Raw genomic sequence first — 22,742 nt, 5'->3', positions numbered from 1 at the left:
AGGAATGAACTCAGAGAGTTATGATAACAAGTATGCGCATATACCTATAACTATTTCTAATGAGGCAAAGACTATGCTTAAAAGTTGGACCTTAGAAAGCAGAAATGCGGCAAAAGTTCCAGCAGCTCAGGCATCAATTGAAGTTTGGGAAAAGAAACAAAAAGAACTAGAAATTGACGCTGCAAAGGCATTACCAAAAATATTAGAACTATATCAACCTCAGGTAGAAACCATCTACCTGGGGGGTATAAGAGCCATTGATGTAAAACCAAAAGAATATAAAGAGTCACAACATATTATTATTTATATTCATGGTGGCGCTTTTACTTTTTATCCTGCCGATGTTACATTGTTATCAAGTATTCCTTTGGCAGAAGCTAGTGGGTTAAGAATTATTTCAATTGATTATACTTTGGCTCCAAAAGCGAAGTATAATCAAATTATTGATGAAGTGATTCAGGCATACAAAGCTTTATTGGAACAGTATGATCCAGAGAATATTGCCATTTATGGCGATTCTGCTGGAGGAGCAATTGCGGCTGGAGCTATATTAAAATTAAGAGATTTTAATATAGCCTTGCCAAAGGTTGTTGTCTTGTGGTCTGCCTGGTTGGATTTAGACGAAATAGGAGACTCCTACTATACTCTAAAAAATACAGATCCTAATTTGGTGTATAAAGGGTTTTTAGAAAACTGTGCGGAAGCTTATGCACCAAAGCAAGAATGGAAAAACCCATATGTATCACCAGTTTACGGCGATTTTTCAGAGGCATTTCCACCAACTCTAATCCAAGTAGGAAGTAAAGAGATTTTTTTAAGTAATTCGATTAGAATGTATCGTCAACTTAAGGAAAATAATAAGGTGGTAGAGTTGGATGTCTATGAGGGCATGTGGCATGTTTGGCAAGGACATTATGAACTACCAGAATCAAAAATGGCAGTTAAAAACACCAAAGATTTTATTTTGAAACATTTCGGTATTAACAATTAAAAAAAATGAAGAAAGCAATATTAATATTTTTAGCTATACAAAGTTTTGTGTTTACAGCGTGTTCTCAAACATCTGTAAGTCAAGAGGAAATATCTCCAGAAACGAGTCAGGATGTTATTTTTGAATTGAATTTCGATTCGGCTAAATTAGGTAGTTACACGAAACAAAATTTGATTGAAGAAGGCGGAAAAATTGATTGGGCTTTGCTTGATAATAGAGCTCATATTGTTGAAGATCCTTCAGCTAAAAACGGTCACGTATTAAAAGCAGACTACCCAAAAGGTACTGTTGGTCCGCAAACAAACGGTATTCAATTTATAAAAACATTACCAGCTTCCAATGAATATTACTTAGATTATTATGTGTTTTTTGAGAATGGTTTTGATTTTAGACAAGGAGGAAAATTACCAGGTCTAACTAGTGGAGGTTCTACTTATACTGGAGGACACCATCCCGATAATGGCGAAGGTTGGAGTGCACGTTATATGTGGGTGAAGAAAGCAGAGGCTATCGTCTATTTTTATTTTATCGATATGTCATCAAAATATGGAGATGCCGTGAAATCGGGAATTAGCTTTGAAACAGGTAAATGGTACCGCTTAACACAAAGAATTAAACTTAATGAGAACAATTTATCCAATGGCATTATGCAAGTCTGGATAGATGGCACTGAAGTTATAAATAACACAAATGTTCGATACCGTTTATGGGATCAAGGCAAAATAGACTCCTTCTATTTTTCAACTTTTCATGGAGGAGCGTCAGATGATTGGTCTCCGCAAAATGACTCGTTTGCCTTATTTGATAAAATAAAAGTCACAAAACTAAAACCAGAATTCTAAAAATAATATTACCAGATTAACATGAAATTTAAACCTACTTTACTACTTGTTTTGTTGCTTAGTACGATGTTTTCTTTTGCTCAGAACACGCTGAAATTAGATGCTATATTCTCGAGTAAAATGGTATTACAACGTCAGCAAAACATTCCTGTTTGGGGTCTGGCAAAACCAGAAACTAAAGTAGAAGTGATTTTTCGTAGTGACACAATTTCAACATATTCTGATAATCAAGGAGCATGGCGGGTTAATTTCAAAGCTTATGAGGCAGGAGGCCCCTTTACTTTACTAGTGCAATCAGAAAAGGAGTCCATTACCCTTAACGAGATTCTTATTGGTGAAGTCTGGTTGGCTTCAGGACAGTCAAACATGCACCTGGATTTAAAAAGAACATTAGATGGCGATCGTGTAGCCAAAAATGCCAATAACCCAAACATCAGATTATATTATATGAAGCCCACGTTTCCTACTGGAAAGGATGGGGTTCATACCTTAGAGGAATTAGATAAAATTCAAAACAATCAGTATTTTAACACACAGGGGTGGATGAAAGTGACCCCCGAGAACGTATTATATTTCTCTGCAGTGGCTTATTATTTTTCAGAGAAGCTTCAAGAAGAATTAGATGTACCTATAGGGATTATTCACAATGCCGTTCCTGGATCTCCAATTGAGTCTTGGCTTTCAAGAAAAGATATTAAGCAAGATTCGGTAATTTCAAACTATGTAGAACAACGTTGGGTTGATAAAGAAGACGAAAAGGATGCTATGATTTCTGTAGCAAAGAAGCAGATATCTTTGAAGAACCCTGGAGTAAAGCAAAAACATCCGTGGATGCCAAATTACAACTACAAAAATGGCATTCTTCCTTTAATTCACACGCCTATAAAAGGTGTTATTTGGTATCAAGGGGAGTCTAATGCTGAAAGTCCTGGGATATATAAAACAATGTTTTCTAAAATGGTTAAAACATGGAGAGCAGATTGGAACCTTAATTTTCCTTTTTACTATGTTCAACTTACTAGTAGGGAAGACCGACCGGCCTGGCCAGAATTTAGGTTTGCACAAAGTGAGCTATTAAACCAAGTTCCTAATTCCAAAATGGTTGTTATTACAGATGCTGGAGACAGGCAAGATACGCATGCTAAAAATAAAAAACCTGTAGGAGAAAGGTTGGCACTTATGGCTTTAGGTGATACTTATCACATTCTAAAAAATTATGAAAGCCCTATGTTTGATAGCATATCAGTTAAAAAAAACAAGTTTACTATTCATTTTAAAGGTGCTTTTAAGTGCTTGAAAACATCAGATGGCAATGCAGTTGTTGGATTTGAAATTAGTGAAGATAATAAGCAGTTTAGAAGCATATCTCCTAAAATTCAAGGTAAAAAAGTGACATTTAAGTACGCTAGTAAAAATAACAAAACACTATATGTTAGGTATGCATGGAAGTCTTACACTGAAGCTAATTTAGTGTCAAAAAAGGGATTGCCGGTATCAACGTTTCGAACTAAAATTTAAGGATTAAAAATAAACCTCTAAAAAATAAAAATACAATTTTTATATATGATTACACCAGAATCAAAAGTCACAATAAACGGGTCAGGAAAAGACATTGATTTGCTTAAATATTCATGGAAAGCTCAATGGATTACACATCCACAAGAATCAACACTAGATTATGGGGTTTTTCTTTTTCGTCATGTGTTTAATTTAGACGAAAAAATGGATTCATGTCATGTTTTTGTATCTGCCGACAATAGATATAGATTATTTGTTAACGGGGAACGTGTTTGTTACGGTCCATCCATTGGAGACACGGCAAACCAACGCTATGAGACTATTGATATAGCACAATATTTAAAAAAAGGAAGCAATGTAATTGCTGCCGAAGTAGTGAACTTTGGGGAGTATAAAAGTGTGTCTCAGGTGAGTCACCAAACCGCTTTTATTTTACAGGCAGATCGAGATTTAGCCTTAGATATTAATACAGGTAGTGCCGATTGGAAGGTGATTAAAAACCATGCATTTTCTCCAGTGAATATAACCAGTGAAATGATGGGGGCTTATTATGCTGCGGGACCTAGAGATCGCGTTGATGCTTCGCAATATCCTTGGGGATGGACGCAAATTGATTTTAACGATAAAAGTTGGTTAAAACCTAAAAGTGCAACTACAGAGTTTGCAGTAGGTCGTGGTTTTATTTATGGTGGTGCATGGCATTTAGTGCCAAGAACCCTTCCTTTTATGGAAGAAAAAGTAGAACGCTTTACAGGAATTGTTAGGGTAGATGGTATAAAAAAAGACGAAGGATTTATAAAAGAGAAAGGTTGTACGGTTGTGCCTAAAAACTCTAAAGTAAAAATTCTCATAGATCAAACCTACCATACCACAGGATACCCCGAATTAACCTTTAGTAAAGGTAAAGATTGTGAGATAAAAATAACCTATGCAGAAGCTTTAATACAGGAGGTAAGCCCTGGTGAAAATGTTTCAGATGGGAATTTAAACCTCTTAGATTTAAAAGGGAATAGAAACCATTTTGAGGGAAAATCCATTTTTGGCTATTATGATATTTTGATTGCTGATGGAGGAGATCATAGAAAATATAAACCGTTATCTAGAAGAACTTTTAGATTTGTTGAATTAGAAATAGTTACAAAAAATGAAGATTTAATTCTAGAAGATTATTACGGTGTGTTTACCGCATACCCATTTGAAGAGAAGGCAAAAGTGATTACTGGAGAGGCTTCCCTTGACAAAATTTGGGATGCCGCGTGGCGCACTTTAAGAAACTCTGCTGATGAGATGTATTATGATGCCTATTATGAGAATTTACAATATATAGGCGATACCAAAATTGCATCATTAATATCGATATATGTTTCTGGAGATGACCGATTGATGCGCAAAGCGATAAAACAATTTGATGATTCTAGAACCTCTGAAGGATTAACACAAAGCCGTTACCCATCAAACGTTATTCAAATGATACCACCTTTTTCTTTGATTTGGGTAGATATGATTTATGACTATTTTATGTACAGAAATGATCCTGAATTTTTACGTCAATTCATTCCTGGAATTAAATCTGTTATGGGGTGGTTTGAATCTAGAGTAGATGAAACAGGTATGCTTACCAATTTAAAATGGTGGAATTTTACAGATTGGACTATAGATTTTCCTAGTGGTATTCCGCAAGGCGCAGATGATGGTTATTCGGCGAATATTGCATTACAGTTTGTAAAAACTCTTAATCATGCTCAGGCGATTCTAAGCTATTTTAATTGTGACCATGAAGTAAAAGTATATAAAAACTTATCTCAGATTATTAAGAAATCTGTTTTAGAAAAGTGTTTTGATGCGGATAAAGGGCTTATTGCTGAAACCCCAGACAAAAAGGAATTTTCTCAACATACGAATATCATGGGCATATTAACAGATACTTTTAAAGAAGAAAGCCAGTCTGATATCATGCTGAAAATATTAAATGACAAAACCTTATTTCAAGCAACCATTTATTTTAAATTTTACTTGTTTAGGGCATTACAAAAAGTAGGAATGGGAGACTATTACCTTAATTTATTGGAGTCTTGGGAAGGGATGATAGATTTAGGAATGACCACATATGGAGAAACCGATTTAAATCCTAGATCAGAATGTCATGCTTGGAGCTCTAGTCCTAATTTTGATTTTATTCATACTGTTGCGGGCATATACCCTGGAGAACATTCATTTAAATCTGTAATAATAGAGCCAAATTTAGGGCGATTAGATAAACTTGATGTTGAATTTCCGCATCCACAAGGCACAATAGTCCTAAATTATTCTAAAAGCGGAAATAATATGGAAGCCCAAATAATACTGCCTAAAAATCTTAAAGGTGTTTTTAAATGGCAAGGAAAAAAAGTACAGCTTATTGGAGGGCAACAAAAGTTAGCATTATAAAAAAAATAAAGAAATTGATATGAAATACGGAAATTTTAATAATAATGGTCTGGAGTACAAAATAACAAATGCGCAGCCACCTAGAGATTGGTTCAATATGTTATGGAACCCTACGTACTTAGCTAGTGTGGGGCAAAACCTAAATGGTTTTTCCTTGTACCAAAATGAAGGAGGTGTGCTTACCAACCTTTTTGGTAAACAAGATGATAGAAGTGCACCTAGAAATATTTATATAAGGGATAATGAAACTAAGGAAGTTTGGTCCGCATCGCCAAGTATATGCAATGTAAGTTTAGATGAATATAGTTGCACACATGGCTTAGGTTATACGAATCTTGAGAGTAAAAAAAATGGAATTAAAGTCTCTTTTCAAATATTTGTACCACGAAAGGAAGCGGGAGAGATATGGTCTGTAAATGTAGAGAATGAGTCCAATAGACAAAGAGATATATCTGTTTTTAGTGTATGTAAAGTCATTTTAGATGGCGTTAATCTTACGTATGGTTATAATTCTGCGGTTGATGGTTACCATGATAAGGAAAAACAAAGGTTGTTTTTTAGAAACAGATCTGTAAGTGTCATGACCGAAAAATACCGCGCCTTCACTTATACAGATGTACCATATGATCATTTTGATATTAGTAAAGATCTATTTTTAGGTGAGAAACTTAGTTTTGAAATGCCCGAATGTATAGTTAATGGTAAATTAAATGATAGTGATGCTTCCACAGAGTATATGGTTTCAGCATTGCAGCATAATTTAAAATTATCTGGAGAGGGAAAACAACGCATCAATTTCGTAATGGGAATTGTTTTTGATGAAGCCGAAGCAGACCAATTTACGGCAACCTATGCAAATAGTGCTCTTATTGATGAAGAGTTAAAGCAGATTGTAAAAGCCAATAAGACTAAATTAGGACTTACAGAAATAGAAACTCCGGATACCGATTTTAATAATCTGTTTAATGTTTGGATGAAACATCAGTTACATCTTATGGCAGATTGGGCTAGGTTTTATTTCAAAGGATATAGAGATACCCTTCAAGATGCTGCTGGTGTTACTATTATCGATTCTGGTAGAGCCCTTGAAATGTTGGAAAAAGCACTTCAGAATCAAAAAAATAGTGGATTTTGTCCAAGAGCCTTTAGAGTCTCATCCATGGAGGTAGCAGCTGCAGATAAGCACTATTCAGATTCACCAAGTTGGATAAGTCATGCGACATATTCAATACTTTGTGAAACGGGAGACCTTTCCATGCTTGATCGTGTGGTTGAATATTCAGATAGTGGAAAAGGTACTATTTGGGAACACAATTTAAAAGCTTTAGATTTTTTATGGCAGGATAGAGGTGAACATGGTTTAGCACTCATTAGACATGGAGATTGGAATGATTTAATGGATAAAGTAGGGGCAGAAGGCAGAGGCGAAGGTGTTTGGATGAGTATAGCCTTAGCTAGAGCTTTAAAGTTAATTGAAAAAATAGCAGGTTGGAAAGGTGATAAAAAAATAGAACAACAATGTGTAAAACGATACAATGAAATAAAACAAAATATTTTAGACCATGGTTGGGATGAAGATCATTTTATTTATGCATTTACCGATTCTGGAAATAAAGTTGGAAATAACGCCTCAGAAGAAGGTCAGGTTTTTATTAATCCGCAATCTTGGGCGGTACTTGCAGGTATAATTGATGCTGATAAGTACAAAACTATTATGAAAAAAGTGGAACCTATGGTTGATACCATTGTTGGTCCGGTACATAATTGGCCACCGTTTACTAAGTATAACAAAGACATTGGTTCTATTACAGGAATACCTCAAGGTAACTTTACAAATGGAAATGTGTATTGCCATGCTGCTTCTTTTAAAATTGCTGCAGATTATGCTGCAGGAAGAAATGATAAGGCTTTTGAAACTTTTAAGAGAATACTGCCTTCCGAAGAAAAATCTGAGCCATACGCACAACCAAATAGTTATGTAGGGCCATCTGCTTTGCGTAAGGAGAGAAACGTGTCTGATGATCCATGGAGAACGGGTACGGTGGCTTGGAATATGCTAAACTGTTTTGATAATCTTTTAGGGTTTAAGCGTACTTTAAAAGGCGTTAGAATTGAACCTCAAATTCCTTCTTACTGGAATGAAGTCTCTTATAAAAGAATTTTTAGAGGAACAACTTTTAAAGTCACAATTAAAAGAGGAATTGATGACATGGTATTGGTAGATGGTGTTGAATTAACAGATGCCTTTATTGAAGTTCCTGTTTCTGGCTTACCTAAAAAAGAAGTTATTATTGATTTGCAACTCGCAATAAACAACTAAGAATTTATGGGTTTAGATAAGCAAAATGTGGATTTGACTGAAAACATATCCATTAAGGAAAAAATAGGTTTTAGTCTTGGAGATACCGCTTCAAATTTGGTGTGGCAAACTTTAATGATTTTTCAACTCTATTTTTATACAGATATTTTTGGTTTGCCTGCGGCAGTTGTTGGAACCATGTTTTTAATAACTAAAATTTGGGATTCTATTAATGATCCTGTTATGGGTATTATTGCAGATCGAACCAATACGAAATGGGGGAAATTTAGACCTTTCATTTTATGGCTTGCATTGCCTTTCGCCTTGGTTGGCGTACTTACTTTTACCACGCCAGATTTTAGTTTATCCGGTAAAATTGTTTATGCTTACGTGTCATATACACTTATGATGATGGTGTATACCGCGATTAATATCCCTTATTCCTCACTTATGGGGGTAATTTCGGCCAGTCCTTCTCAGCGTGCTAGTTTTTCGCAGTACCGGTTTATGTTTGCTTTTACAGGAGGTTTGTTAGTTCAAGCTTTAACCCTGCCATTAGTTAATAGTATAGGTATGGACGATGTTGAGGTCTTCTCGGCAGATATGGTGAACAATCAAATTGTTATCACTGAAAATGGTGTTGGAGCATCCAAATTGGTGCTAAATGCAGGTTTAGATGAAGATGATGTTATAACCAAAAATAAGACTGTAATCGTGTATCGTGAAGACCTAAAAGGTGAGATTGATACCACTACAGACATTTTGTACCTCGAAGAAGGGTTTGGACGTTACGAATTAAGCCCAGAAACTATCTTTGATAGTGATGTGCCACTAACAAATTTAAACGTTCAAGTTGTTAATGAAGCTAAAGGATTTCAGGGGGTTATGATCGTTTTTGGACTTATGGCGGTAATCATGTTTTTAACAACGTTTTTTACAACCAAGGAACGGGTTTCTCCTTCCAAAGAACAAAAGTCAGATATTAAAAGTGATATTAAAGATTTATTGAATAATAAACCTTGGCTTATTTTATTAGTAGTTGGCGTGATAAGTTTGGCTTATGTAGCCATACGTTATGGTTCGGTTATGTACTACTTTAAATATTACATTGGAGATGAATCTTTGGTAAGTTCATTTTTAGTTTCTGGAACCATTGTTACCATAATTGCCATATCTTTTACAGAAAAACTGTGTAATAGGTTTGGGAAGAAAAAGGTGGTTATTTGGTGTCAACTTATAGCAGGTACTTTTACTGCTTTATTTTTCTTTGTAGATAAATCTAATATTACAATGATATTTGCTTTAAATATTATTGTCAGTCTTGCATCAGGCCCTCCAGCTCCTATTTTGTTTGCAATGTATACCGATACAGCGAGTTATTCCGAATGGAAAAATAACAGGCGTGCAACAGGTTTAATCATGTCGGCTTCAACTATGGCTCAAAAATTTGGACTCACCTTAGGCGCTGCTCTTGCAGGGTGGATATTGGCCTATTACGGGTTTAGAGCTAATACCACACAAACACCAGAAGCTGCTACAGGTATCCTTTTAATGGTGAGTTTAATTCCTGCAGCTGGTAGTTTTATTGTAGCTGGAGTTATGAATTTTTATCAACTTGATAATAAAACCATGGATGAGATAGAAGGGGAGTTGAATGCAAGAAGAGCACGCTCTAATTAATAAAAATTTTAATAAAAATATAGATATGATTTGGAAGATAAAATATTTAACGGCGCTTTGTTGCTTAATAATGTTGATGTCGTCATGTAAAAAACAAAATAAAGTTGAAGCACCACAGGTAGAAACAAAAGAGGCGTTAATAGCAAGAGTTTTTGCTGTAGCAGAAGATCAATACACTGATTTAATTAGTAAAATAGATACCATCTCCCCATTATTAAACCCTAGAAGTATTAATGCTGATGGAAGTTATAGAATGGCCTATAAAGAAGATTGGACTAGTGGCTTTTTTCCTGGATCGCTTTGGTTTCTTTTTGAGCAGACTAAAAAGGAGAAGTGGAAAGTTGAGGCTGAAAAATTTACAGCAGCTTTAGATTCCGCTCAATTCGTAAAATGGAATCATGATGTTGGTTTTATGATACAAAATTCTTTTGGGCATGGCTATAGGTTAACCGGAAAAGAGGCCTATAAAGAAGCTGTTATTGAAGCAGCGAAATCATTGAGTACACGTTACCGTCCGGTTGCAAAGGTAATTCAGTCGTGGGATACCGATGCGCCATGGATTCAAGGTAAAGGACTTGATATGCCTGTTATTATTGATAATATGATGAATCTTAATTTATTATATCAAGCAACAAAACATACTTCAGATAGCCTGTACTCAGGTATAGCCAACGCACATGCTAGCACAACTATAGTGCATCAATATAGAGAAGATTACAGTTGTTATCATATTGTAGATTATGATCATATAACAGGTAAAGTTCGTAATAAGGTTAATTTTCAAGGCTTTTCAGACGAATCATCTTGGGCTCGAGGTCAGGCATGGGGTTTATATGGCTATACAGAAGCCTATAAACATTCAGGAAAAGTGGAGTTTTTAAATCAAGCTAGACAGATAGCTCATTTTATTATGACAAATGATAAAACACCTAATGACTATATTCCTTATTGGGATTATGATGCCACAAGTAGCGAGAAGATTCCTAGAGATGCTTCAGCTGCAGCTGTAGTGGCTTCAGCCTTGTTAGAACTTCAAAAATTTGACAAAGAAAATAAATCTCAATATCTAGAGTATTCAGAGGTTGTATTAAGAAACCTATCTTCTAAAGCATATCTGGCAAAACAAGGTGAAAATGGAAACTTTTTGTTAATGCATAGCGTTGGAAACTTTCATGAGAACAACGAAACTGATGCACCTTTAAATTATGCAGATTACTATTTCCTTGAAGCCCTATTAAAATGGCGTAATATCTGATTAGTAGCTAATCATGCTCTTTAATTAAGAGTTAAGGAGTTAAGGGTTAAATTATTTATAATTTAACCCTTTTTTATTTCATATAAACTCCATAAAAATGTGTGGTGTACTGTGTTTTTTGTTTTTATGAATATTAGGTTGCTTTTAAAAAAAATCTCACTCAAAAGAAATAGCTCCAACAGGTAATAACTTATATTTTTTTAGTGTGTGGTTCAAAATTAATGTCGTCTAGAGATTAAAATTTTAAGTTTTTTTTAACAAGTTTAAAGCATGATGTTTTTGAGATCGAAAAACGGAAATTAATTGAGGTATTTATAAAAGACATGTCTTGCGACTTGGAATAAAATTTAATTTTTTATATAAATCCATAATTTAGTAAGTGATGAAAAGTAGTTTTTATGCTTATTTTATTGCAATAAGATGATTATTTGAGGTGATTTTTATCGATTTGATATTTTGTACGATCTGTTTAAACCTTTGTAAGTTTTGTCTTTTTTCGTTTGAGAGGCTTAAAATTCAGTAGGAATCGAGTTTGTTTTATATATATTTGAAGCAGTAATTCACCAGATTATTAACTAAACTATTTTATTTTTCGGCATTAATTTTAACTTTTCATTAAGAGCCGTAAAATATTTTTAACAACTTAAACTAAATTTTTTATGGAAATTAAACATTTTAAATTCATGATGTTTCTCTGTGTTTTTATGACCACGGGTTTTTTTGATTTAGAAGCTCAAGAAGTTCAAATTACAGGAAGTGTTACTTCAACCGAAGATGATATGCCTATACCGGGTGTAAACATTATAATTGCTAACACCATTACCGGAACTACTACTAATTTTGATGGTGTCTATACTATTAGCGCTAAAGTAGGCGACGTACTTGTATTTAGCTATGTGGGCTATACAGATGTAAAACGAACGGTTGGAGCAAATAAGATCGTTAACGTTCAATTAGTTGAATCTGTAGAGAAACTGGATGACGTTGTTGTAACAGCCCTAGGGATAAGCCGTAAAGAACAATCTTTAGGATATGCGATATCTAAAGTTGATGGCGAAGGTCTTGCCGAAATTAAAAGTATTAATGCGGTAAACTCCTTAGCGGGAAAAGTGGCAGGAGTTGATATCGCTCAACCTAATACGGGGCCCGGAGGATCCTCAAAGGTAATAATTAGAGGGAACACTAAATTTAATGGTTCAAATCAGCCATTGTATGTTATTGATGGCGTACCAATGGATAATAATACTTTTGGGCAAGCTGGTCAATACGGCGGACAAGATTTAGGGGATGGTATTTCTTCCATTAACCCAGATGACATTGAAACCATGTCTGTATTAAAGGGACCGGCTGCAGCTGCACTTTATGGTTCAAGAGGTGGTAATGGGGTTATTTTAATTACCACAAAATCATTTAAGGATAATACCAAGTCAAAATTTAATATTGACTTTTCATCAAACCTTACTTTTGATCAGGTTGTTGGAGAATATGAAGATGTGCAACATGTTTACGGTCAGGGTATAAAAACACCCCCAAAAGATGTTGGAGATGCTACAGGAATGTGGAGCTGGGGGGGTAAAATGGATCCAGATTTAGAGTTCATTTCTTTTGATGGTCAAATTAGAGATTATGGTTTGAAAAAAAATCATATTAAATCCTTTTTTAAAACAGGTCATACAGCTCAAAATACAATTGCTTTCTCTGGCGGAAATCAGGATGCAAATTTTAGATTTTCGGCTTCAGATGTTAGCATGGATGATATTGTGCCTAATAGTGGATTGCATCGAAATAATTTCTCTTTAAGAGGAACAATGAAAATGTGGAAAAAACTTAGTGTTGATGCTAAAGTTAATTATTCTGTAGAAGATGTTGGAAACAGACCATATTTAGGTTATTCTGGAGCTAATACGGCTTTAGCATTACTTGGATTACCTGGTAATATTGATCAAGAATGGTTAGAAGATAGTGCCGTTGATGCCAATGGAGATTATGTGTTCTGGAATTCTTCAACAAGAATAATTAATCCTTATTTTTCATTGTATCATATGAAAAATGAATCGAAGAAGAATAGAGTGCTTGGTTATGCCTCTTTAACATATGAAATGACCGATTGGTTAAATTTTAAATTCAAATCAGGGGTAGATACTTTTAATTATGATTATTATAACTTTTCTCCATTAACCACACCTCTAGCAGAGTGGGGAGAAATGAGAGAAATAGACTCAAAAACAACTGAATCTAATACAGAGTTTTTGTTTTCGGCTAATAAAGAATTAAATGATAACTGGACTTTAGGAGGAAGTTTTGGAGGTAATTTAATGCATTTTGAAAATGAAACGAATACTATTTTAGGTAAAAATCAAGGCGCAGAAAATGTTATATCTATTAATAACTATAATGAGTATGTTATTGCGGCAGAAAACCCTAGAAAAGAAGTTCGATCTATTTATGGTTTTGCTAACATAGGGTTTAAAGATTATCTTTTTGTTGATGTTACAGGAAGACAAGATTGGTCTTCTACTTTAAAGCAAGGAAACAATAGTTATTTTTATCCTTCTGTTACAGGAGCATTTGTAGTTACAAAAGCCATTGAAAACATGAGTGGTAAATTTTTACCGTATGCCAAGTTAAGAGCGTCTTATGCAGAAGTTGGGGGCGATACAGATCCTTATGCTAATAATAGATACTTTGATTTTCCTTATTCATCTAATGGGGCCAATTTTTCAACTGTAAATGGAAGTACTTATTTTACAAACATCAACCCTTCAAGAACAAAAGGGTATGAGTTTGGTTTAGATGCTAAATTATTAAATTGGAGAGTTGGTTTAGATGTTACTTACTATAACCAAACGACTTTCGATGAAATCATGAATATTCCTATTTCTAATGCTAACGGATTTGAATATGCTAGTATTAATGCTGGTGAAATCAATAACAAGGGATGGGAAGTTATGCTAAATATCGTACCAGTGAAAACTGAAAATGCTAGATGGGATTTAACATTCAATTTTGCAAATAATGAGAACCAAATTGTTAAGTTACACGATGATGCAAAACGTCAAACATTAGCTAGAGCAGATTGGATTAGTTCATTAATTACTGCCGATGAAGGAGGTTCTTATGGAGATATTGTAGGTTACGATTTTAAGCGTACAGCAGATGGAACACCTATTATGGATGTTAACGGTATGCCAGTGAGATCGGATGAACAAGTCACTTTGGGTAATGGTCAATATAAATTCACTGGAGGTATCACCAATACGTTTCAGTATAAAGGTTTTAAATTAAGAGCATTAGTTCAAATGAAATCTGGAGCAGATTTATTGTCAATGACCAACCAAAAGCTACATCAGCAAGGTGCACATGTTGCTACTTTAGAAGGAAGAGAAGGTTGGAGTCAGTCAGAATTAGAAAGAGAAAATGCAGGTATAACAGCTGGTAATTGGGTTGCTACAGGAGGATATCTTGCTCAGGGGGTTATAGAAGATGGTGTTGATAGTAATGGAGATCCAAGTTATAGAGCTAATGATGTTTATGTAGACCCTAGAGAATATTGGGGTAATGTAGCCAATGCGCACATTATAGAACCGTTTGTTTATGATGCATCGTATGTAAAACTTAGAGAATTGTCCTTGTCTTATACATTAGATCCAGCAGTGTTAAAACAGTTAGGTTTTCTAAAAGGACTAACATTTTCATTGATAGGTAGAAACTTATGGTTAATTTATTCTAATGTGCCAAATATTGATCCTGAATCTACGTATAGCATTAGTAACGGACAAGGGTATGAATATGGTTCGTTACCACAAAGACAGGGCTACGGGTTTAACTTAACAGCAAAATTTTAAAAGATGAAAACAAAAATATATATAGTAACAACCTTGGTGTTGTTTGTAACACTAATCACTGGATGTGATGATTTTAACGATTTAAACGTTGATCCTACAACATCTACAACAGCCAATCCAAAATCATTAATTTCTAAAGTACAAACCAGTTACTCTGGAGATCGTGAAACACAATGGAGATCTTTAGCTGCTTACCATATGTCTATCATGCAAATGGTTTCAGATGGATGGACAATATCGCATGGACAGGCTTATAAATTAGATGTAAGTTATATGGAGTTTATGTGGAAGAGCTCTTATAGAGAAATAAATGATCTAATTTTGGCTATACAAGAAGCTGAAAAAACGCCAGAATATGTTAATTATGCTGCTGTAGGTAGAATTCTTAAAGTAATGATTTTTGCTCAATTGACAGATACATACGGAGATTTACCATACTTTGAATCTGGAGCACAAGGAGGAGAAGATAATTTGCATCCTGCCTATGATAAACAAGAAGATATCTACAATGATTTCTTTATTGAATTAAAAGAGGCAGCTGCACAACTTGATAGTTCTTTAGCTTTAGAAGGAGATTTAATTTATAATGGAGATGTAGATAAATGGCGAAAATTTGCTAATTCTTTACGCTTAAGGTATGCCATGAGGCTAATAAATGTGGATCCGGCGAAAGCACAAAGTGAATCTGTAGCCGCTATTAATGCCGGTGTTATGCAAAGTGTAGAAGATGCCGCTGCAGTAGATCACGGTAATTATAACGTAAGTACAAGTGGTGCGCCAGAAATTAGAGGAAATGGGTTTTCTCAGGTTCAAAATTTCTCTGAGGAAATTATGGTGTCTTGTGAAACCTATATAGCTTATCTACGTGATAATAATGACCCAAGATTGATGATGATGTTTGGAATGTATGCTGCCTATGAGGAAGATGCTATTTCAAGATACAATTCTAAATCTTCAACAGAAACAAGTGTAGAAATAACTGAAGAATATTTTGCTAAATACGGTGGGATTGAAGGCTATGCGCCAGGGTATTTTTTATGGGAAGCTCCAGAAGGTGCTCCAGCAGATATTTGGTCACCACGATATGTGCAGAAAAATGGTAGAACAGTACAAATCAACAAGTTCTTTAAATCTCTGCAAGTAAGAAGACATTTAACACGTATTGATATGCCTTCTATTTACCAGTCATATTCTGAGGTAGAACTTTGGTTGGCAGAAGCTGCTCAAAGAGGTTGGAGTACTTCGGGAGGAGATGCAAAAACACATTATAAAAATGCCGTTTTTGCTAATATTGACGAACTGGTATACATTTTGGAAGCAGAACCTAATTTAAACCTAAATGCAGATGTTTATGCAGAGAATTTATGGAATAATACACCAGATAAGTTAGAAGCGATTAATATGCAGCATTATGTAAATAACTTTTACAATGGTATTGAAGGTTTCGCTAATTGGAGAAGATCAGGTTTTCCAAAATTAAAACCAACAACAGATAATGCCTATACAGATCAGGCATTAAATGGATTAATTCCAAGAAGATTTCCTTACCCAAATACAGAGATGAACTTTAATAGAGAGAACTTAGAAGAGCACTTAGATAATGGTGTTAACTTTTGGGGAGCACCTGTTTGGTGGGATGGTAGTTTAACTAGAGGCGTAGAAATCTAAGATAAATAATAAAACGAGCATTATGAAAATAAATAAATATATAACTTTAATTTTTTGCGCTTTACTTATTGGTGTGCTATCATGTAGTAATGATGACGCTAATAATCCTGAATTATCTGATAAAGATTTAACGGTATATTTCTGGGGAGAAGGAGATGATGTTTCCGGGATAGCTTGGGAAGGATATGATGTTTTAATAGGAGAAACTTTAGATTTAAAATTACAAGTGTCGCCTAAAGATGATACTAGTGTTGCCTGGATTGATGACGCTACGGGAGAGGTGTTAAGTACTAATGTAGATTTTACTTACGCACCAACAAAAGAAGAATCTCGAAGAATTAATTTTGTAGCTACAAGGCCTTCTGGTTATCAGAAAGAGATTGTATTCAATTTTCGAGGTAATCTTGATGGGTTTACAAGTAAAGTTAACGAGTGGCAATCTGTATTAATTCCTCAAGGCACTCAAACGGGAACCTTTACGGTAGAGTTTGATATGATTCCTAGTAAAGATAATATGGATGGTATTGTAGGTGTGTTAGATGGTGTAGCTACAACATATTCAAACAATTCATGTATTGTTAGGTTAAACCCTTCAGGTAAAATAGATGCTTTTAATGATACAGGGTATGGAGCAGATAATGAATTAGAGTACCATGCTGGCTTTACTTATCATGTAAAAATGGATATCGATGTAGTTACTATGAGCTATGACATTTATGCAAATGTACAGGGCGGTAACGTAGTAGAAATAGGTAAAGACTATAAATTTAGACGTAAAATTACCCACTTAGACTACTGGTCTATGGTAGCCGGAGACTTTAATATTGCAGATCCTGGTACGCATAGAATTTTAAACATGGAAATCACCACGCATACACAAAACCAAGCTCCAGTTTTTCTTGATGTCAATGATGCTGTACTTGCAGAAGGTAATACTTTAGATGTGGACATTGAAGCTGTAGATCCATTAGGAGGAAATATTATTTTACAAGCCAATAATTTACCACGTTTTGCTCAATTTATTGACCATGGATTTGGTAAAGGAACGATTTCTTTTAACCCTTATTCTAATTGTGGCGGTTGTGATTTAGGTCTTTATGATATTACAATAGTAGCTACCAATAGCGCAGAGTCATCTAACTTAGATTTCGCCATTGAAGTGGTGGACCCTAATGCCGCTTTCGATGTTAATGTAGATTTAGCCGATGCAACGATTTGGGGTAATGGGGCTATTGATCCATCCTGGTTTCAGTTATTTGGAGGTCATGTTGACACCGGTGTTGGTGGAAATGATCACGTAGTTGGCGTTATGCCGTTTGCTTTACCTGATTTGCCAGCTGATAAAAAAGTGAAATCTGCGGTATTAAAGGTAAATGTTAAAAACAACAATTCTTGGATTACTGTAGAGTATGATGTTTATGCCATTCAGCCTAGGGTTTCTTCAGAAGTTTTAGCTTCAGATTTCTTTCTAGGAGCATATGATACTGATGGTAATGCAACAGGTATTCAAAAAGGCTTTATTAAAAACGGAGATCCAGTTGGAGAATTTGTTATGGATGATGCATCTGGTGCAAATCTAGGAACTTATATGAATAATTTATATGAAAATGGTGCTAGTGCAGGGGAATTTATGTTCCTTAGAATAAGTGCTAATAGAAATGATTTAGATACTTGGGCACACTTGCAATTTGATGCTGGAGAATCTGGAGCAACAGCACCAATACTAACAGTTACCTATGAAAATAAATAAAATTTTAATTTTGACTAACTCTAATAATTAGCTATTTGTTTTTTGAAATAAGTAGCGAAAAAGCGAGTTTAACCCTGGGCAATTTATTGTTCAGGGTTATTTTTTTGAGTGTTTTTTAAGTTGTTTTTGGCCCATTAATGAACAGCTTTAATAGTCATCTTTCAATTATTGATTTAAAATTAGTAATGCGACTAAAATTGATAAATCATGTTGTTTTTTAGGTGGTTAGTGTCTTTTGGTTGTGTTTTTAGATAGATAGATAGATAGATGAGTCATATAACCGCTTTGATTTAAAGCAAAAAAAATCTCAGGTTAGAAATTAACCTGAGATTTTAAAACTTACAAGGATTATTTTGTACTAAATGAACTTAAGCGGCTTCAAAATTTTTCTTTAGCATGGTTTTTGCCATTTGTAACTCCTCTTTGGTAAAAGGACTAGCTTCTGAGGCAGAAACAGCACTTTCTAATTCTTTTATATTTTTAGCGCCCGATAATACCGTGGAGATACCTTTTTGATCTAAAACCCAGCGTAATGCAGCTTGTGGCATATTTTTAATATCATTTCGAATTAAAAACTTAAAAGCATTTACTTGATCGACTCTTTCAATAATTTCATTTCGAGAATATCGTGAGTTAAGAGTGCCTGCAGGAAACACCGTGTCTTTATTGATGAATCCTGATAAAAAACCGTTAGCCAAAGATTCTCTGCCAAAAACCCCAATAGGATATTCTTGAAGTTCTTCAATTAACTGTTGAGATTCCTTGTTCATGAGGCTTAACACAACTTGAATAACATCTATTTTTTTCTCTTTTGCCCAAAGACGAGCCATATCCTCCGTTTGTTGAAACATGGAGATCGAATGACCTATACAACGTATTTTTCCTTGTTTTTTAACCTGCTCAATACCTTCCCATACATCATCATTTATTTCTGATGGAGAAAAAGGGGAATGGAAAAACAACACATCAATATAATCGGTTTGTAGTCGTTTAAGGCTCTCTTCTACAGAGTCAACGATACGCGATTTATAAAATTTTGAGGCACCATGATCTATAGTAGGGTTTCTGCCAAATTTGGTTGAAATATGTACCTTGTCTCGCTTACCTTTAAGGGCTTTTCCTAACACAATTTCTGCGACACCATCTTGTTCTGGTGTACCATATTGAGGAGCTGTGTCAAATGTATTTACTCCTAAATCAATACCAGCATGTATAGTTTCTATACCTGTATTTTCATCAACTCCACCATAAACATTGTTTCCAAAGGCCCATGTACCAAGGCTAATTTCGCTAACTTCTATTCCAGTACGTCCTAACTTTCTATATTTCATAAATATTTTTGTATTAAAGCTTCCATAAATTTAGAAGCATTTTTTATATATGATTTTACTATTTTTTCACCATGTGCACTTGTCGCTAAACGCGGGTCACTGCCTGAGACCGCATCTTGTTCTAGACTTATAATTCTGTCTTTGGGTAAAGCTTCAAGATTTACCGTTTCAGGCGCATAATAAAGCTGCAATGAGGTTTCGCCTAAAGCGGAATGATTTGCTATTAATAATTCTTTTGGTATAACTTCAAATTCGGCGAAAGCCCAAAAATATTTATCAGGATATTTTTGATTAAATGCTTTAGCTACCGTTTTTAATATGTCTAGATGAGGTTCGCCAGCATGACCGCATAACAATACAATGATTTTAAATTCTTGTAATACCAGTTGTTCAAAATATTCCTCACAGATATTCCGAATTAACTTTTCTGAGAACTCTATGGAATGCTTTGGAAAATCAACTCCAGGGTAGGATTTTATTAGATTTGCGGCTAAATGAACTGTTGGAAAAACAAGTCCACCTGTTATTTTTGCTAAATCTACCGTCATATTTAGAGCTTTAGTACTATCTAGCCCAATTGGGTTGTGTTTTCCGTGATATTCTATAGCACCCCACGGCAAGTAAGCAATTGGGGTTTTCGAATGAATTGATTCAATTTGTACGGGTCTCATTTGTTGATAAAACCCCCATTTAACTGTGTGCTCGCTATTTTTGTTATTATTCATAAACTTTACTCCTTAAAATTCATCAAAAGCAATTTGGCTTGGCACGACTCCTAGTTCATTAAGCATTTTAGTACACGCTTTAATCATCATTGGAGGTCCACAGAGGTAAAACTCTACGGCTTTAATGTTGGGATGATTTTGCAAATAGGTTTTATAAACGACATGATGAATATAACCTGTTTCTCCAGTCCAATTATCTTGTTCGAGGGGTTCAGAAAGTGCTATATTAAATTCAAAATTTTTGTTAGCCTTTTCAATTTCATCAAAATAGTCGTTATAAAAAATTTCCTGTTTAGATCGTGCTCCATACCAGTAACTTATTTTTCTGTGAGTGAGCTCATTTTCAAATAAATGGGCAATATGTGATCTAATAGGAGCCATTCCTGCACCGCCACCAATGTAGACCATTTCTTTATGCGTAGGTTTTATGTGAAAATCACCAAAACTTCCTCGAGCTGTTATTGTATTTCCTGGTTTTAGATTAAATAGATAACTCGACCCAATGCCAGGAGGGCAATCTTGTCCTGGTGGAGGCGTTGCAATACGAACATTGAATTTAAGACGACCTTCTTTTAAGCTATTGCTAGCCATAGAATAGTTGTTAAATCGTTGATCGTCATGATTTGAACTAGAAAGATTAAAAATATGCTGATGGTTCCAAACGGAAGCATAAGGTTCTGGAATATCGAATTGATCAAATTGTATTTTATCGTATTTAGGAATCTCAAACTGAATATAATCACCAGGTTCATATTTTATTTTTTCAGTCTCAATTTGTGGTTCTAATACAAGCTCTTTAATAAAGGTTGAAACATTTTTATTGCTTACTACCCGAAGTTTATAAGTTTTGTTGTTCTTTTTGCCTGCGCCTCCTGGGTTTTTAATGTTAAGCCAGATTTTATTTTCCCTTTTTTCAACAGGATAAGTAGCAAGACCTTGGCATATGGGAGCACGAGCAGGAGCTCCATCTTCTATGTTAAAGCGGCCATTGTGTTTAGGGCATTCTATAATATTCCCTTTAATTAATCCTTCACTCAAATGTGTGTTTCCATGCGTACAAATGCCATCTGTAGCAAAAAGGCAGCCTTGATCATTACGGTATAGAGCGAATGTTTTTTGTGTGTGATCAAAACGAATAATATCTTCTGTACCCAGCTCCTTTTCAGGGCAAACTTCTACCCATCCTTTAGAATCTGGAGTTACGTTTGACTTTACAATACCTTCTAATATTTTATTCTTAGATGCTGGAAGCTTACGTCTTACATAATATGAAGGCTCTTTTACTTGTTTTAATATAGTTGGTATAATTTCTTGCCAGGCATCATAAATTGAAGTATAAACGGGAGGGCAATCATCTTTTATAATTTTATGTAATTTTGGTAGTGCGTGGTATGGCACTAAAGGAAACATATGATGTTCTATATGGTAGTTCATGTTCCAATAAATAAACCTACTAATTGGATTCATATATACTGTTCTGCAATTTAATCGATGATCCAACACATTTTCAGCTAAACCGGCATGTTGGGTCGTGTTATGAACTATCATCAACCAGGTTCCAAAAATATGAGGAAGTATAAATAAAAATATGGGGATCCACGAGGATATTACAATAGAGAAGCATACAATGGCGAGGTATAGAGCTACGTATATCCGAGCATTTCTATAAATCTTACCAAATTCGCTTTTAGGAATATATGTTTTTTCAGCTTCTGAAATATGACCAAAGGCATGTCTTATAATACTTGGGTAATAAGACTTATAAACTCCAATGTTAAAAATTGAGAGTATGAAATTTGAAATACTTGGTGGTCTTGGTACTTGAATTTCTGGATCACGTCCAACAATAATGGTATCGCTGTGATGTCTTGTGTGGCTCCAGCGCCATACTACAGATTCACGCATAACCATAAATGATGACACTTCATAAACGATATTGTTCATCCAATCTGTTTTAAAAGCGGTGCCATGAGCACATTCATGCCATCTAGAATCAGAGCTAGTACCATAGAATACAGCATAAATAAGGTACGGAATTAAAACCCACCATGTTCCCCATAATAAAACGGTACAAAAAGCAGTACCCATTAGAATCACTAGAAGTAATAGAGTATCTCTTATGGCTGGACCGTCTTTTCTAACTAAAAGTTCTCGCATAGCTTTGCGAGGAATAGGGCTTTGATACCAGTCTGCTTCAGCTAGACCTAGCTCTATAGCACGTGTGGCATCTTTTCCGGTTAGAGAATAGTCTAATGGTTTTGATATATGTGGTTGACTTGATACTTGTCTCGATGTTTTGATTCTATTTTTAGTCTCAATGGTTGGTTGTGATTCGATCATGTTATGAGCTTTGTTTTTGGTCTATCGATGCCTGTTTCTCTCTGGATATTTTGGTTTTCAAAAATATTTCT

At 34.8% G+C, this 22,742-nt stretch carries 13 protein-coding genes; 10 read left to right on the top strand and 3 right to left on the bottom strand.

Annotation, left to right across the window (positions count from 1 at the left end):
* Positions 1-4: 4 nt before the first annotated feature.
* The 10 genes from F6U93_RS07980 (at position 5) to F6U93_RS07935 (ending at position 18,275) form a co-directional block, all read left to right on the top strand.
* Positions 5-991 carry an alpha/beta hydrolase fold domain-containing protein gene (locus tag F6U93_RS07980; RefSeq protein ID WP_150938589.1) on the top strand — a complete coding sequence of 329 codons (987 nt, stop codon included), beginning with the start codon at positions 5-7 and terminating at the stop codon, positions 989-991.
* A gap of 5 nt (positions 992-996) precedes the next feature.
* Positions 997-1,833 (top strand): polysaccharide lyase, encoded by an 837-nt coding sequence (locus F6U93_RS07975; RefSeq protein ID WP_150938587.1) that lies wholly within the window; start codon positions 997-999, stop codon positions 1,831-1,833.
* A gap of 21 nt (positions 1,834-1,854) precedes the next feature.
* Positions 1,855-3,351 (top strand): sialate O-acetylesterase, encoded by a 1,497-nt coding sequence (locus tag F6U93_RS07970; RefSeq protein WP_150938585.1) that lies wholly within the window; start codon positions 1,855-1,857, stop codon positions 3,349-3,351.
* A 45-nt stretch (positions 3,352-3,396) separates the two neighbouring features.
* Positions 3,397-5,778, top strand: a complete 2,382-nt coding sequence (locus F6U93_RS07965) for an alpha-L-rhamnosidase-related protein (RefSeq protein WP_150938583.1) — start codon at positions 3,397-3,399, stop codon at positions 5,776-5,778.
* 19 nt (positions 5,779-5,797) lie between these two features.
* The gene (locus F6U93_RS07960) at positions 5,798-8,098 is read left to right on the top strand and encodes a GH36-type glycosyl hydrolase domain-containing protein (RefSeq protein ID WP_150938581.1); all 2,301 of its coding nucleotides are present in this window, start codon (positions 5,798-5,800) and stop codon (positions 8,096-8,098) included.
* Between the two features lie 6 nt (positions 8,099-8,104).
* Positions 8,105-9,757: an MFS transporter gene (locus tag F6U93_RS07955; RefSeq protein ID WP_150938580.1), complete on the top strand. Its 1,653-nt coding sequence runs from the start codon at positions 8,105-8,107 to the stop codon at positions 9,755-9,757.
* A gap of 25 nt (positions 9,758-9,782) precedes the next feature.
* Positions 9,783-11,012: a glycoside hydrolase family 88 protein gene (locus F6U93_RS07950; protein ID WP_150938578.1), complete on the top strand. Its 1,230-nt coding sequence runs from the start codon at positions 9,783-9,785 to the stop codon at positions 11,010-11,012.
* Positions 11,013-11,671: 659 nt separating this feature from the next.
* The gene (locus tag F6U93_RS07945) at positions 11,672-14,857 is read left to right on the top strand and encodes a SusC/RagA family TonB-linked outer membrane protein (RefSeq protein ID WP_150938576.1); all 3,186 of its coding nucleotides are present in this window, start codon (positions 11,672-11,674) and stop codon (positions 14,855-14,857) included.
* A gap of 3 nt (positions 14,858-14,860) precedes the next feature.
* Positions 14,861-16,525, top strand: coding sequence for a SusD/RagB family nutrient-binding outer membrane lipoprotein (locus F6U93_RS07940; RefSeq protein ID WP_150938574.1), 1,665 nt, complete (start codon positions 14,861-14,863; stop codon positions 16,523-16,525).
* A 22-nt stretch (positions 16,526-16,547) separates the two neighbouring features.
* A complete protein-coding gene (locus F6U93_RS07935; protein WP_150938572.1) occupies positions 16,548-18,275 on the top strand; it encodes a hypothetical protein in 1,728 nt (575 codons plus the stop codon).
* Positions 18,276-18,643: 368 nt separating this feature from the next.
* Here F6U93_RS07935 and F6U93_RS07930 read toward each other — a convergent pair whose 3' ends face one another.
* From F6U93_RS07930 to nqrF, 3 genes are all read right to left on the bottom strand, one after another.
* Positions 18,644-19,606 (bottom strand): aldo/keto reductase, encoded by a 963-nt coding sequence (locus F6U93_RS07930; protein WP_150938570.1) that lies wholly within the window; start codon positions 19,604-19,606, stop codon positions 18,644-18,646.
* Positions 19,603-20,277 carry a creatininase family protein gene (locus F6U93_RS07925; RefSeq protein ID WP_191963473.1) on the bottom strand — a complete coding sequence of 225 codons (675 nt, stop codon included), beginning with the start codon at positions 20,275-20,277 and terminating at the stop codon, positions 19,603-19,605. The genes F6U93_RS07930 and F6U93_RS07925 overlap by 4 nt, the downstream gene beginning before the upstream one ends.
* Before the next feature lie 66 nt (positions 20,278-20,343).
* Positions 20,344-22,671 carry an NADH:ubiquinone reductase (Na(+)-transporting) subunit F gene (nqrF, locus tag F6U93_RS07920; RefSeq protein WP_150938566.1) on the bottom strand — a complete coding sequence of 776 codons (2,328 nt, stop codon included), beginning with the start codon at positions 22,669-22,671 and terminating at the stop codon, positions 20,344-20,346.
* Positions 22,672-22,742 lie beyond the last annotated feature (71 nt).

This window comes from Pseudotamlana haliotis, assembly GCF_008806375.1.
GTDB lineage: Bacteria > Bacteroidota > Bacteroidia > Flavobacteriales > Flavobacteriaceae > Pseudotamlana > Pseudotamlana haliotis.
This window is presented reverse-complemented; position numbering and strand designations above follow the sequence as displayed.

Excerpts from the sequence above, each read along its gene's own strand:
- F6U93_RS07980 (WP_150938589.1), top strand. The coding sequence starts at position 5 with ATGAACTCAGAGAGTTATGATAACAAGTATGCGCATATACCTATAACT.
- F6U93_RS07975 (WP_150938587.1), top strand. The coding sequence starts at position 997 with ATGAAGAAAGCAATATTAATATTTTTAGCTATACAAAGTTTTGTGTTT.
- F6U93_RS07970 (WP_150938585.1), top strand. The coding sequence starts at position 1,855 with ATGAAATTTAAACCTACTTTACTACTTGTTTTGTTGCTTAGTACGATG.
- F6U93_RS07965 (WP_150938583.1), top strand. The coding sequence starts at position 3,397 with ATGATTACACCAGAATCAAAAGTCACAATAAACGGGTCAGGAAAAGAC.
- F6U93_RS07960 (WP_150938581.1), top strand. The coding sequence starts at position 5,798 with ATGAAATACGGAAATTTTAATAATAATGGTCTGGAGTACAAAATAACA.
- F6U93_RS07955 (WP_150938580.1), top strand. The coding sequence starts at position 8,105 with ATGGGTTTAGATAAGCAAAATGTGGATTTGACTGAAAACATATCCATT.
- F6U93_RS07950 (WP_150938578.1), top strand. The coding sequence starts at position 9,783 with ATGATTTGGAAGATAAAATATTTAACGGCGCTTTGTTGCTTAATAATG.
- F6U93_RS07945 (WP_150938576.1), top strand. The coding sequence starts at position 11,672 with ATGGAAATTAAACATTTTAAATTCATGATGTTTCTCTGTGTTTTTATG.
- F6U93_RS07940 (WP_150938574.1), top strand. The coding sequence starts at position 14,861 with ATGAAAACAAAAATATATATAGTAACAACCTTGGTGTTGTTTGTAACA.
- F6U93_RS07935 (WP_150938572.1), top strand. The coding sequence starts at position 16,548 with ATGAAAATAAATAAATATATAACTTTAATTTTTTGCGCTTTACTTATT.
- F6U93_RS07930 (WP_150938570.1), bottom strand. The coding sequence starts at position 19,606 with ATGAAATATAGAAAGTTAGGACGTACTGGAATAGAAGTTAGCGAAATT.
- F6U93_RS07925 (WP_191963473.1), bottom strand. The coding sequence starts at position 20,277 with ATGAGACCCGTACAAATTGAATCAATTCATTCGAAAACCCCAATTGCT.
- nqrF (WP_150938566.1), bottom strand. The coding sequence starts at position 22,671 with ATGATCGAATCACAACCAACCATTGAGACTAAAAATAGAATCAAAACA.